This is a genomic window from Xylanimonas oleitrophica (assembly GCF_003244315.1).
GTDB classification, from domain to species: Bacteria; Actinomycetota; Actinomycetes; order Actinomycetales; family Cellulomonadaceae; genus Xylanimonas_A; species Xylanimonas_A oleitrophica.
The window spans coordinates 130405-143014 of record NZ_QKWH01000006.1 but is presented as its reverse complement, the minus strand read 5'-3'; the positions used below and the strand labels follow the sequence as shown (position 1 = coordinate 143014).

Genomic DNA, 12610 nt, shown 5'->3' with positions numbered 1-12610 from the left:
AGCCCACCCACCAGGCGGGCTGCTGGGCGGGCTGGGCCGCCGGCCCGCGCGAGCCCTCCGTCGCCCCGCCCACCGCCGGGGCGGTCGGGTCGGTGGGGTCCACCGGAGCCGCAGGGTTCGCGGGATCCTGCGGGGTCGCCGGCTGCTGCGGCGTGCCGGGCTCGTCCGGCTGCGTGGGAGGCACGACAGCGCTCAGCACGCGCACCACGTTGCCGTCGTGGTCGTCCTCGTCGTTGTCGACGTCGGCCACCGGGGTGTCCCACTCGTCGGTGGTGTCGTGCTCGTCCACCTCGTTGTTCTCGTACTTGTCGTACCGCACCACCCCGTCCACCAGCGTGTAGTTCTGGGCGTCGGCGCGGGAGTCGACGTCGGCCACCTGCTCCCAGGTGCCGGCGGGCGCCGCGAGCGGCGTCGCGGCCGCGAGCGGGCTCACCGCCGCGAACAGGTGGTCCGGCACCAGCCGGCGCAGGGACGCTGCGAACGGCGACGCGGGCTGCGGCTCGGCCTGCGGCGTCACCACCAGGCCGGAGAACCGGCTGATCTCCGCGAAGTTGGTGACGTCACGGTGGTCGTCGCCCTGGGTGGGGAGGGCCGCCTCGGTGACCTGGAGGACCAGGCGTACCTCGGCCTCGTGGCCGGGCTCGATCACGATGCCGTCACCCGCGGGGGTGTAGAACAGCTTGCCGTCCCGCGGCTCCCAGCCGGTGTTGTCCTCACCCGGCACGGTGGCGAGCTGCTCGGGCGTCGCGAGCGCGAGGCCCTCGGGCAGGTAGTCGACCAGCTCCTCGACCCGGGCGGGCCGGTTGCCCTGGTTGAACAGGTGCAGGTCGTGGACCAGCACGTCTCCCACCCGGACGTCCACGCCGGCCTTGTCGAACGCGGCGTACGGGACGTCGTAGTCGGGGCCCGGGTCGTCGGCGTCGGGGTTGCGGGCCGAGACGAGCTGCCCGTCGCGGTAGAGCTCACCCACCCACTCGCGCAGCGCCAGGTCGTACGCGGGCCGCTCGAGCACGGTGACGGTCTCCTCGTCACGGATCGGCGGAACCTCGCGCAGCCAGGTGGTGTTCGTGTGCTGACGCTCGGTGGCGGGCTCCTGCGGTCCGTCGACGGTGAGGTCGTAGGTGAACGTGGTGGGGGTGCCGTCCGGGTTCCAGGTGGCCTGGCCCAGCACGATCTCCTGCCCCTCGACCGTCTTGTCGTCCACCACGGTGACGGTCTCGTTCTCGACCGTCTTGTCCCACGTGGCCTCCGTGACGTCCACGGAGTGCGACGCGGTGCCGTGGGCGGAGGACGCCTGCTCGGGGTCCCACGTCACGGTGGCGACGTTGGCGCCGTCCAGGTCCGGCTTCCCGTCGAACAGGCAGGTGTAGCCGAACGTGGTGGTGCCGGGGCCGTCCGGGCCGGCGGCGGGAACCTGGGCGGTGCCGCCGTCGACGGTGCAGGTGACGCCCTCGCCGAGCTCGGGCAGGTCCGCGGCGGTCGCGTCGACCGGCCACGGGTTCGGGTTGGACACCGTGATGGTGCCGTCCATCGCCCACCCGGAGTCGGTGGCCGCGCCCGGCGTGGCCGTGACCCGGTAGGAGAACGTCGCGGTGCCGTCCTCCCCCGCCTCCTTGACGTCGTCACCGACGACGTCCTTCTCCAGCGACCAGGCGTAGGTGCGGTGCAGCTGTGCCGCCACGGCCTTCTCCACGAGCAGGTCGCGGCCGGTGCGTACCGTCACGTCGGCGTCGTCGGACTGCTCCGGCTGGTCGGACGTCGGCGGGATGCTGGCGGTGTTCGGGTACTCGCCCGTCTCCCCGGCGCCGAGCTCGGCGCCCAGGTCGCGCGAGTAGGTGAACGTCTGCTCTCCCTGCGTGGCGTCCAGGGTGCGCTCCTCGAGGGAGTAGGCCTGAGCCAGCTCGGGCGCGGTGTCCTCGACGACGACGGTGCGGTCGGTCTCCGTGGGCCGCACCCCGGCGAACGCGACCTCCGTGGTGGCCGGCGGCGTCGTCACGTCGCCCCAGGACGCCGTGGCCACCACCTCGGCGGTGGTCCCCGCCGTCGTGCCCTGCGGCATGGTGGCCGTGAAGGGCACCTCGACCTGGCCGCCCGCGGGCACCGTGGCGCCGTCGGGGATCTCCACCGTGGCGGGCACGCCGCCCACGGTGACGTCCACCGCGGTGAGCGGCACGGCCGACGCGTTCGGGTTGGTCACCGTGACGGTGCCGTGCACCCGGTAGCCCGAGTCCTGCGGGCCCTGCGGCGTCACCACGACGCGGTAGTCGAACGCCTGCGCCGTGTGCGGGCGCGAGCGGCGCTCGGTCGCGTCGACCCAGGTGCCGTCCGCGTCCTTGACCTGCTTGCTGACGCCCCAGTCGTAGTCGCGCTCGAACGTGGGGTCGGCGGTCACCGTGGTGCTCAGCTCCGCGGGGGCCGCGTTGACCACGGTGCAGCTCACCATGTCGCCGCTGCCCATGGACAGGGTGAACCCGTCGGTGCCGGTGTTCTCGACACCCAGCGTGGTGCCCAGGGGGTTGTCCTTGTTCTTGACGGTGCACACGGCGTTGCTGCCGTCCTGCTGCTGCAGGGTGTACCCGGGCTGCTGGCGCTCGGTGACGGTGACGGGCGTGCGGCCGGAGCCGGCGTCGGACGTCACGGGGAAGTTGACCGCGCCGGTGCCGTCCGTGGTGCCGGTGGCGGAGACGGCGTCGCCGGAGGCGTCGAACGTCCAGCCTGCCGCGGGGGCGGCGGGGCCGCCGTCGGCGGGGGCCACCTGCTTGACCACGGTCAGCGAGGGGGCGCAGCGCTCGAACACGCGGTCGCGCAGCTCCTGGGCGAGCGCCTCGTAGTCCGCGGCCTGGACGAAGTCGTCCGGGCCGGAGATCGCCTGGAGGTTGAGGGCGGCGTTCTTGCTGCGCACCGCGTCTCCCACGCCCATGGCGAGCACGTGGGTGCCCTCCGACTTGAGCGCGTTGGCGGAGAAGATCCCCGCCTCCACCTCGGCGAGGCGGGTGTTGCGGCCGGCGCTGCCGTCGCCGAGCACCGTGGGGTTGCCGTCGGTGATGACGACCGCGAGGTCGAACGCGCCGTCCTGCTGGCGCACCGTGCGCAGCGCACCGTCCCAGTTGGTGTAGCTGCTGCTCTGGGGCTGCAGGGTGTTGATGCTGCGCGTGAGCCCGTCGACGCCCGCCTGCGTGGAGACCGACGTCAGGCCCGAGACGGTCGTCGCCGTGGTGCCGAACGAGATGAGCTGCACGCGGCTGGGCGTGCCGAGCAGCGCGTTGGCGTAGCTGGTCGCGGCGCGGCGCAGGTCCTGCGTGGCGTTCGCCTGGAGCACCGAGGCGGACAGGTCGACGACGAGGGCGACGTCCAGGCCGCACTGCTCCGGCAGGTCAGGGTTGCTGCGGCTGGGGGCCCACGTACCCGTGGACGAGGCGTAGTCGTTGGTACCGCCCTGGCGCATGAAGTCCTTGCCGGACTCGTACGTGCCGCCCTGCTGGAGCTGCGGCGTCTGGAACGCATAGGTGCGGGCGGTGTCGGACGTCGGGTTCGTGATGGGGGCGGTCGCCAGGCTCGGGTTGAGGGTGTAGGCCCCGGAACCGGAGATCCCCTTGACCCAGTAGGCGGTGCCGGTGCCCTCGGCGGGCACGGTGAACGTGACCACGCCCGCGGCGTCCGACGTCGCGGTGGCCCACGGCGCGGCCACCGGGGCGGTGGCGCCCTCGCTGGGGAACAGGCCGAGCGTCACGCCGGCCAGGCCCGAGACCCCGCCGTCACCGGCACGATCGCCGCCCACGTGCACGACGACGGTGGCGGGCTGCCCGGCCGCGGGGACCGGGGTCGCCTCTGTCACGGCCGCGTCGGCGGCCGGTGCCGGCTCGTCGGCGGCGTCTGCCGCAGGTACCGGCTCGTCGGTGGCAGCGGTCGCCTCGCTCGTTCCTGCCGGCCCTTCCGCACCGGGAGCCGGGGCGCTGCCCTCCGCACCCTCGATGCCCTGCCCGCTGCCGTCGTCGGGCACGGTGGCAGGGTCGCCCTGCGCCGGCGCAGGGTCGTCGGACCCTTCCGGTGCCTGCTCGGTGACCTGGGTGGGGTCCGGCTCGTCGGCGGCCACGGGGCCTGCGCCCAGCGCCCCGCTCCCCAGGAGCGCGAGGACCGGGACCGCGAACCCGGCCACCGCCCTCCGCCACGTCGTCCCACGCGCTCGTGCGCGCCTCGTCGCCATGTCGATGCTTCCCGTCCCGGCCTCGCGGCCGCTCCTCTTGTGGTCTGTCCACAACGTAGGAAGGCCCGTGGGCGGGTGAGCGGGTGCGGCGCGAGACGGTGGGTAGGGCAGCGCCACGTGAGTGACAGGGGCGCCACGCATGAGTGGCGCCCCCGTCACGGAGAGTGTCAGCGGGCAGGCACGTCACGCCTCCGGAAGCCGGCGAACGCCAGCACGTGCAGCGTCACCGCCACCCCGGCCAGCACCACCACCGGCAGCAGCCGCGGATCCTCGGCCGGCACGCGCGGCACCCACCACAACGGCGACAGACCCTGGACGGCGTCCGGCAGGTCGAGCGCGTCGCCGAACATGCCCACCACGAACACGAGCGCCAGCACCGCCCACGCGAGCCCGGCCAGCCGGGGCCACCAGGCGTAGAGCGCCGCCGCCAGCCCGAGCACCACCGCCACCGCGGGCAGGTACGACGCGGCGGCCAGCAGGTACGTCCAGGCCGCCGGGTCGTCCACCCCCACGGACAGCGCGCCGAGCGCCGTCCCCGCGCCGCCTGCCAGCACCAGCACCGCGGCGCCCGCCTCCGCCACCACGAGCTGTGCACCGAGCCAGCGCCCGCGCGAGACCGGCAGGGCGAGCGCCACCTCGGCCCGCCCCTCCGCCTCCTCGGCACCGGCCCGCAGCACGGCGGCGATCCCGTAGCCGAGCGCGGCCAGGACGGCGTACAGCAGGATGACCGCCACGAAGGCGTCGACCAGCCCCTGCCCACCGTCCGCCCCGAAGATCTGCGCGACCGCCGGGTTGGTCTCGGCCAGGTCGCCGATCATGTCCCCCACACCGTCGACGTACGTCCCGGACGCCAGCCACATGAGCCCGGCGCCGAGCGTCCACCACGCGAGCGCCGTGCGCTGCTGGCGCCACGCCAGCGCGACGGGCGAGCGCAGCGACGGCCTCGCGTCCGCGCGCCCGCGCCGGTCAGGGAGCATCCCGGCACCGTGGTCGCGTCGGGAGGCCAGCACCGCCCCGAGCACGAGCAGCAGCACGACGAGGACCGCGCTCGGCACGAGCGGCCACAGGCGGGTGTCCACGAAGACGCGGGTCTGCTGGGCCCAGGCGATCGGGGAGAACCAGGACAGCGCGCTGCCGTGCCGCTCCTGGATGTCGCCGGCCGCCCGCACCAGGGCTGCGGCACCGAAGACGGCGAGCGCCAGGCCGGCGGCCCCGCGGCCGTGCGCGGTGAGCTGGCAGGTGACGACGGCGACCGCAGCGAACACGAGCGCGGTGAGCGCGGCCGCGACCACGAGCACCGCCGAGTCGCCGGCGTCGAGGCCGCCTGCCACGAGCACCGCCCCCGAGAGCACGGCGACCACCACGTTCACGACCAGCACCAGGAGCATCGCCGCCACAGCGGGCGCGTGCCGCCCGACGGCGCCCGCACGCACCAGCTCTGCCCGGCCCGACTCCTCCTCGGCCCTCGTGTGCCGCACGATCTCCAGGACGCTCATGATCGCCAGGGCCAGCGCGACCCACAGCAGCAGCTCGTTGGCCACCATGGCGCCCAGCGTGTAGTCCTCCAGCCCGTAGCCGGGGCCGGTCATCATGACGCTCGCGGGGGTGGTCATGAGCGCGGCACGGGCCTGGCGTTCCTCGGCCGTGGAGTACAGGGCCCCGAACGCGGTGACCACGTAGAGCCACAGCGCCACCACCGAGGCCGACCAGACGGCGAGGCGCACGCGGTCGCGCCGCAGCATGAACCGCAGCAGCAGACCCGTGCCGGCGAGGGTGCCGCCCGGTCCGGCGCCCCGCAGGCGCGACCCGCCGCGGGCGCGCGCCACCGCGGGCGCGCTCATCGCGCCGCCCCCGTGGCGCTGCCGCCACCAGCGGCGAGCTCGTCGCCGTAGTGCCGCAGGAACAGCTCTTCCAGGGACGGCGGTGTGGCCGTGAAGGAGCGCACGCCCAGGGGCGCGACGGCTGCCAGCACGTCACCCATCTGGTCGTTCTCGACGTCGAAGGTGACCCGCGTCCCGTCGCCGTCCGCCGTGGTCGCCAGGTCGTGCACGCCGGGCAGGGCGGCCAGCGGGGCCGGGTCACCGCCGACGACGGCGGTGACGGCCGAGCGCGTGAGGTGCCGCAGCTCCTGCAGGGTGCCCGACTCCACCGCCCGCCCCCGGCGGATGATCGTGACCGTGTCGCAGACCTTCTCGACCTCGCTCATGATGTGGCTGCTGAGCAGCACGGAGCGCCCCTGGGCCTTGGCCTCGCGCAGCAGCTCGGTGAACACGGCCTCCATGAGGGGGTCGAGGCCGGACGTCGGCTCGTCCAGCACGAGCAGCTCGACGTCGGCGGCGAACGCCGCCACGAGCGCGACCTTCTGCCGGTTGCCCTTGGAGTAGGTGCGCGCCTTCTTGGTGGGGTCGAGCTCGAAGCGCTCCAGCAGCTCCTGCCTGCGGCGCGCCGCCGCACGTCCCTGGTCGCCGCGCAGCCGCCCCAGGAGGTCGATGGCCTCGCCACCCGTCAGGTTCGGCCAGAGCGAGACGTCACCCGGCACGTAGGCCAGGCGGCGGTGCAGCGCGACGGCGTCGGCCCAGGGGTCTCCGCCGAGGAGGCGGACGTGGCCCGAGGTGGGCCGCAGCAGGCCGAGGAGCACGCGGATGGCGGTGGACTTGCCTGCGCCGTTGGGCCCGAGGAACCCGGCGACCTCGCCGGGGCGGACGGTCAGGTCGAGCCCGTCGAGGGCGTGGGTGGTGCCGAAGGTCTTGCGCAGGTCGTGGATCTCGATCGCGGGGCCGCCGGGGGCCCGCTCGGTGCTGGTGGTCATGGGTTCTTCCTCTGTCGTGGGGGCGTCAGGCAGGGGCGCGCGGCGGTGGGCCGCGTCAGCTCTCCTCGCCCCGAGGCGGGTCGGACACGTACAGGAGGTAGTCGTCGAGCATGCGCCGGTCGGCGAGGAAGCCCTCGGTGTACAGCTCGATCATCGGGAGATAGCTCTCGGTGAAGAACCGCCGCACGTACGCGGTGAGGTCGGCCGGGTCGGCAGGCGGGTCCAGCGTGACCGACAACAGCAGCGCTCCGAGCGCCGAGAGGGTCAGGTAGCGCGCCCGTGCGCGCTCGTCCCGGCTGGGGCGGGCGACACCGGCCTCGACCGCCGCGGCGGTGTACTGCTCGGAGTCGGTCAGCATCTGGTCCACGAACGACCTGGCCACCGTGCCGCCCGCCTGGAGCGAGCGCAGCAGGTAGCCGACGAGCGGGGCGTGCCGCTCGACCGTGGCGAAGGCCTCGAAGAAGCTCTTGCCCTCCGCGGCACGTCCGATGTTCTCGTTCTTGGCGGCCCGGATCAGGGCGAGGACGTGCTGGTCGCACTCGTGCCGCAGCCGCTCCTTGGAGCCGAAGTGGTGGATCACGAGGGCCGGGCTCACGCCTGCGTCCGCGGCGACCGCGCGGACGGGCGCACCGAATCCCTCGGCAGCGAACCGCGCCACCGCGGCATCCCGGATGCGGGCGCGGGTGGTGAGGTCGTCGGGAGCACTGCTTGAACGCACGTTCAGCACACTAAACGCATGTTCAGCACCGAGGCAAGAGGCAGGTCGCCGCCCCCCTCCCGCTCCGACGCCGGGCCACCTACGGTGCGAGGCATGAGCGAGAACCCGATCCCGACCCCGCCCGTCCGACAGCTGCGCCTCGTCGTGGAGGCCGAGGACTTCGACGCCGCCGTCGCGTTCTACCGCGACGTGCTCGGCCTCCCCGAGCAGGCCGCCTTCGAGGGAGAGGGCGACGCGCGCGTCGTGATCCTCCACGCGGGCTCGGCCACCCTGGAGCTCGCCAACCCGGCGCAGGTGCGCATGATCGACCGCGTCGAGGCGGAGGGCCGCCCCAGCGCCCGCCTGCGCGTCGCGTTCGAGGTCGAGGACACTGCGGCCACGACCGACCGCCTGGTGGAGGCCGGCGCCACCCTCACCGCCTCCCCGCGCGAGACGCCGTGGCGCTCGGTCAACTCCCGGCTGGAGGCCCCCGCGGGCCTGCAGGTCACGCTCTTCCAGGAGCTGGAGCCGCTCGAGGAACGGTCCCAGCAGCCGGGCTTCACGTCCGGGGAGGCGCAGGGCACCACGAGCGGCTCACCCGAGACCGGCGTGCCCGGCTGACTGCTGCTCGCCGGGCTGCCCGGCGCCCTCGTCCTCCATGTCCCCGAGCACGCCGAGCGCCGACTCGACCTCGCCGCGCCACGCCTCCACACCTTCACGGACGGCCAGCGCGGCGACGACGAGCGCGGCGACCGAGTCGGCCCACACCCAGCCCCACGCAGCGTTGGCCACGAGGCCGACCAGCACGGTGCCCGAGAGGTAGACGCACAGCAGCAGCTGCTTGGCGTCCGCCTGGACGCTCCGCGAGCCCAGCTCGCGCCCGGTGCGCAGCTCGACCCAGGCGAGCACCGGCATCACCAGCAGGCTCAGTGCCGCGACGGCGATGCCGAGCATGCTGCGCTCCGGCTCGGCGACGCCCGCGAGCGCACGGACGGCGTCGACGGTGACGTACGCGGCCAGGGCGAAGAACGAGATCGCCACGGCCCGCACGGTGGCCCGCTCCCACCGCTCCGGGTCCCGGCGGGTGAACTGCCACGCCACCGCAGCGGCCGAGGCCACCTCGATCAGGGAGTCGAGCCCGAGGCCGACGAGAGCGGCCGACGACGCCTGGACCCCGGCCGCGAGCGCGACGCCGGCCTCGACGAGGTTGTAGCCGATGGTGGCTGCGACGATCAGCCGGACCCGGCGGTGGAGCACCGCGCGGCGCTCGGGGGCCAGCCCTCCCGACGGCGCCGGCCCGTTCACGAGCACCTGCAGTCCGGCCCGCAGCAGCCGGGGTCGACGGTCACGACGAGGCGCAGCAGGCCTCCGAGGGCCGGGGCGAGGTGCGGGTCGGCGAGGCGGTACCAGGTGCGGCGGCCGTCCGGGACGGACTCGACGAGACCACAGCCGCGCAGGCACGCCAGGTGGTTGGACATGGTCTGGCGGGAGACGCCGAGCGCGTCGGCGAGGTCGGACGGGTAGGCGGGCGCCTCGCGGAGCGCGAGCAGGATCCGCGTGCGCGTCTCGTCGGAGAGCGCGAACCCGAGGCGTGCGAGCGCTGCCGTGTGCGTCAGCGTCACGGTGGAGGTCTCGGTCATGGACGCGACAGTACATCGTTCTCTGTATTCAGGGAATCCTGTACCGAGACGGCGGCCCTCTCATCGAGATATGTCAATATGTAGCCCCGACCGTCGAGAGGACCCTCATGCCTTCCGCCCTGTTCGTCTGCGTCCACAACGCCGGCCGGTCTCAGATGGCGGCCGGCTTCCTCCGGCACCTCTCCGGCGGCGCCGTCGAGGTGCGCTCCGCCGGCTCCGTGCCCGCCGACCGCATCAACCCCGTCGCCGTGGAGGCGATGGCCGAGCGGGGCATCGACATCGCGGCGGAGCAGCCGAAGGTGCTGACCACCGAGGCCGTCCAAGCGTCCGACGTCGTCATCACCATGGGCTGCGGCGACGCTTGCCCGATCTTTCCCGGGAAGCGGTACGAGGACTGGGCCCTGGAGGACCCGGCCGGGCAGGGCATCGAGGCCGTGCGCCCGATCCGCGACGAGATCGAGCGGCGCGTGCGCACGCTCCTGGCGGAGCTCGGGGTCGAACCCGTCGCCTGATCGTCACGGCCCGGGCGTCGCGGGCGGCAGCCCGCCCGCGACGCCCGGGCGGCAGCGTCAGCGCGACGGCTTCGTGGCGCGGACGATCGCGCCGTGCACGCCCTCGGCCACCTCGTGCGTGAACGTGACCTCGGCATCGACGAACCCGGCCCCCGCCAGCCCGTCGAGATACTCCTGCCGGGACAGCGCACCGGCCACGCAGCCCACGGACGCGCCCCGCTCCGCGCGCTGCCGAGGCGTCACGCCGTCCGCGGCGACGACGTCGGAGATCCCGACCCGCCCGCCCGGGGCGAGCACCCGGAAGGCCTCGCGCAGCACGGCGCGCTTGTCCGTGGACAGGTTGAGGACGCAGTTGGAGATGACGACGTCGACGCTCGCGTCCGGCAGCGGCAGGTCCTCGATGACGCCCTTGCGGAACTCGACGTTGGTGGCGCCGGCCCGCGCGGCGTTGGCCCGGGCGAGCTCGAGCATCTCGTCCGTCATGTCGACGCCGTAGGCGAAGCCCGTGGGCCCCACCCGCCGAGCCGAGAGCAGCACGTCGATGCCGCCTCCCGACCCGAGGTCGAGCACCCGCTCGCCCTCGCGCAGCTCGGCGACGGCGGTGGGGTTGCCGCAGCCGAGAGAGGCGAGCACCGCCGCCTCGGGCAGGTCACCGGTCTGCGTGAGGTCGTACAGCCCTGCGCCGAAGACCGCCGGTGCTGCGCCACCCTCGGCGCACGAGCCCCCGCAGCAGCCCTCCGTCCCGGGCTCGGCGCTCCGGCCGGCCTGGACCTCACGTGCCGCCTGCGCATACCGCTCGCGCACCTGCTCCTGGATCGCCTCGTCCGTAGTCATGACCCTCTCCTCGCATCGAAGTTTGTCGATGCGTCAGACCCTGCGGCACATATCGACATCTGTCAATACGTGTGCGACGATCGTGCCGTGACGACGCCCCTGCCCCTCGCCCCCACCCCGGCCGACGCCGCAGGCTGCTGCAGCCCCGCCGGCCCCGGCCTGGACGCCGACACCGCCACCGGCGTCGCCCGGACCTTCAAGGCGCTCGCGGACCCCAACCGCGTGCGGCTCCTGTCGATCGTCGCTCGCGCCGAAGGTGGCGAAGCCTGCATCTGCGACCTCACCGACCCCGTCGGGCTCTCCCAGCCCACCGTGTCGCACCACATGAGGCTGCTCGCCGAGGCCGGGCTCGTGACACGCGAGCAGCGGGGCCGCTGGGCGTACTTCGCCGTCGCCCCCCAGGCGCGGCAGCTCGTCGAGTCCTCCGTCGCGGCCGTGCTCCCGGCCTGACGCACCGCCCAGGACGACCCGGCAGCGGGTCGGCCCCCGCCGTTCACCTTCGTCGGGCAGGCTCGGCCCGTGGACCACCTCGCCCGCCGCCTGACCACCGCCGACGCCGTCGTCATCGGCCTCGGCTCCATGATCGGGGCCGGCGTCTTCGCCGCCTTCGGCCCGGCCGCGGCCGCAGTGCTGCCCGCCGGCACCGCCTGGGCCCTGCTCGGCGCCCTCGCCCTCGCCGCCGTCGTCGCCTGGTGCAACGCCACCAGCTCCGCCCAGCTCGCAGCCCAGTACCCCACCTCGGGCGGCACGTACGTGTACGGCCGCGAGCGCCTCGGCCCCTGGTGGGGGTACGTGGCCGGCTGGGGGTTCGTGGTGGGCAAGACGGCGAGCTGCGCGGCGATGGCGCTGACGTTCGCCGCCTACGCGGTGCCCGCGGGCACGCCGACCTGGGTGGAGCGGGGGGTGGCGGCAGCCGCCGTCGTCGCGCTGGCCGCGGTGAACTACCGGGGCGTGACCCGCACCGCCCGGCTGACCCGGTGGATCGTGGCGTTCGTGCTCGCGGCCCTGGTGGTCACGCTGGTCGTGCTGTGGACGAGCGGAGCGGCGTCGTGGGGCACGGCGGTGCGCGGCACCGGCGTGCCGACGGCCGGGCTCACAGCAGAGCTCACAGCGGGGCTCACGGTGGGCGGGATCGGACCCGACGGCGTCCCCACGGGCGCTGCGGGCCCCGCGCTGCTCGGGATCCTGCAGGCGGCGGGCCTGCTGTTCTTCGCCTTCGCCGGGTACGCACGCGTCGCCACCCTGGGCGAGGAGGTCCGTGACCCCGCGCGCTCGATCCCCCGCGCCATCGTGGGGGCGCTCGGCGGCACCGTGATCCTGTACGTGGCCGTGGCGCTCACCCTGCTGGCCGTGCTGGGCCTGGCGGGCACCGCGGGCACGACGGCGCCGCTGGCCACCGCCGTCGAGCAGGTCCCGGAAGCCTCCCGGTGGGCCGGGCCGCTGGTGCGGGCCGGGGCCGCCGTCGCCTCGTTCGGGGCGCTGCTGGCGCTGATCGCAGGCGTCGGGCGCGCCTCGCTCGCCATGGCCCGCGAGGGCGACCTGCCCCGGTGGCTCGCCGCCGTCCACCCCCGGTTCCGGGTGCCGCACCGCGCCGAGGTGGCGCTCGCCGCCGTCGTCGTGCTGCTGGTGCTCACCGTGGACCTGCGCGGGGCGATCGGGTTCAGCTCGTTCGGCGTGCTCGTCTACTACCTGGTGGCCAACCTCGCGGCGTGGACCCAGACGGGCGGCGACCGCCGGTTCCCGCGCTGGGCCCAGGCGCTGGGCGCCGCAGGGTGCGTGGTCCTGTGCGCCACGCTGCCGGCCGGGTCGGTGCTCGCCGGGCTCGCCGTCCTCGCCGTCGGCGTGCTCGTGCGCATCGGTCGCAGGGCGCCAGGCGGCCCTGCGAACGGCCCTGCCGGTCCCTAACGTCGAAGG

General features: G+C 74.6%; 11 protein-coding genes. 4 read left to right on the top strand and 7 right to left on the bottom strand.

Annotation, left to right across the window (positions count from 1 at the left end; genetic code table 11):
• The 4 genes from DNL40_RS10100 to DNL40_RS10085 form a co-directional block, all read right to left on the bottom strand.
• Positions 1–4156 (bottom strand): VWA domain-containing protein (locus DNL40_RS10100; RefSeq protein ID WP_111251124.1); only part of this gene is annotated, 4156 nt, incomplete at its 3' end.
• Positions 4157–4371: 215 nt separating this feature from the next.
• Complete coding sequence (locus DNL40_RS16440) at positions 4372–6045, bottom strand: ABC transporter permease (protein ID WP_218926038.1); 1674 nt, start codon at positions 6043–6045, stop codon at positions 4372–4374.
• On the bottom strand, positions 6042–7013 hold the full coding sequence (locus tag DNL40_RS10090; RefSeq protein ID WP_111251123.1) for an ABC transporter ATP-binding protein: 972 nt from the start codon (positions 7011–7013) through the stop codon (positions 6042–6044). The genes DNL40_RS16440 and DNL40_RS10090 overlap by 4 nt, the downstream gene beginning before the upstream one ends.
• A 55-nt stretch (positions 7014–7068) precedes the next feature.
• On the bottom strand, positions 7069–7731 hold the full coding sequence (locus DNL40_RS10085) for a TetR/AcrR family transcriptional regulator (protein ID WP_218926037.1): 663 nt from the start codon (positions 7729–7731) through the stop codon (positions 7069–7071).
• 93 nt (positions 7732–7824) lie between these two features.
• On the opposite strand from DNL40_RS10085, the gene DNL40_RS10080 reads away from it, so the two are divergent.
• Positions 7825–8331, top strand: coding sequence for a VOC family protein (locus DNL40_RS10080; RefSeq protein ID WP_111251122.1), 507 nt, complete (start codon positions 7825–7827; stop codon positions 8329–8331).
• Here DNL40_RS10080 and DNL40_RS10075 read toward each other — a convergent pair.
• Both DNL40_RS10075 and DNL40_RS10070 read right to left on the bottom strand, forming a co-directional pair.
• Positions 8305–9015, bottom strand: coding sequence for a cation efflux transmembrane domain-containing protein (locus DNL40_RS10075; RefSeq protein WP_218926036.1), 711 nt, complete (start codon positions 9013–9015; stop codon positions 8305–8307). The genes DNL40_RS10080 and DNL40_RS10075 overlap by 27 nt on opposite strands.
• On the bottom strand, positions 9012–9350 hold the full coding sequence (locus tag DNL40_RS10070) for an ArsR/SmtB family transcription factor (RefSeq protein ID WP_111251121.1): 339 nt from the start codon (positions 9348–9350) through the stop codon (positions 9012–9014). The genes DNL40_RS10075 and DNL40_RS10070 overlap by 4 nt, the downstream gene beginning before the upstream one ends.
• Before the next feature lie 107 nt (positions 9351–9457).
• Here DNL40_RS10070 and DNL40_RS10065 point away from each other — a divergent pair, with 107 nt between their 5' ends.
• Positions 9458–9862 (top strand): arsenate reductase ArsC, encoded by a 405-nt coding sequence (locus DNL40_RS10065; protein ID WP_111251120.1) that lies wholly within the window; start codon positions 9458–9460, stop codon positions 9860–9862.
• Between the two features lie 57 nt (positions 9863–9919).
• Here DNL40_RS10065 and arsM read toward each other — a convergent pair whose 3' ends face one another.
• Positions 9920–10696: an arsenite methyltransferase gene (gene arsM / locus DNL40_RS10060; RefSeq protein ID WP_111251119.1), complete on the bottom strand. Its 777-nt coding sequence runs from the start codon at positions 10694–10696 to the stop codon at positions 9920–9922.
• A gap of 87 nt (positions 10697–10783) precedes the next feature.
• Here arsM and DNL40_RS10055 point away from each other — a divergent pair, with 87 nt between their 5' ends.
• Positions 10784–11146, top strand: coding sequence for an ArsR/SmtB family transcription factor (locus DNL40_RS10055; RefSeq protein ID WP_218926035.1), 363 nt, complete (start codon positions 10784–10786; stop codon positions 11144–11146).
• Between the two features lie 69 nt (positions 11147–11215).
• Complete coding sequence (locus tag DNL40_RS10050; RefSeq protein WP_111251118.1) at positions 11216–12601, top strand: APC family permease; 1386 nt, start codon at positions 11216–11218, stop codon at positions 12599–12601.
• Positions 12602–12610: the final 9 nt, after the last annotated feature.

What these genes read in the sequence shown, in the direction of transcription:
- DNL40_RS16440 (WP_218926038.1), bottom strand. Translation starts at nt 6,045, where the DNA reads ATGAGCGCGCCCGCGGTGGCGCGCGCCCGCGGCGGGTCGCGCCTGCGG.
- DNL40_RS10070 (WP_111251121.1), bottom strand. Translation starts at nt 9,350, where the DNA reads ATGACCGAGACCTCCACCGTGACGCTGACGCACACGGCAGCGCTCGCA.
- DNL40_RS10080 (WP_111251122.1), top strand. Translation starts at nt 7,825, where the DNA reads ATGAGCGAGAACCCGATCCCGACCCCGCCCGTCCGACAGCTGCGCCTC.
- DNL40_RS10090 (WP_111251123.1), bottom strand. Translation starts at nt 7,013, where the DNA reads ATGACCACCAGCACCGAGCGGGCCCCCGGCGGCCCCGCGATCGAGATC.
- arsM (WP_111251119.1), bottom strand. Translation starts at nt 10,696, where the DNA reads ATGACTACGGACGAGGCGATCCAGGAGCAGGTGCGCGAGCGGTATGCG.
- DNL40_RS10065 (WP_111251120.1), top strand. Translation starts at nt 9,458, where the DNA reads ATGCCTTCCGCCCTGTTCGTCTGCGTCCACAACGCCGGCCGGTCTCAG.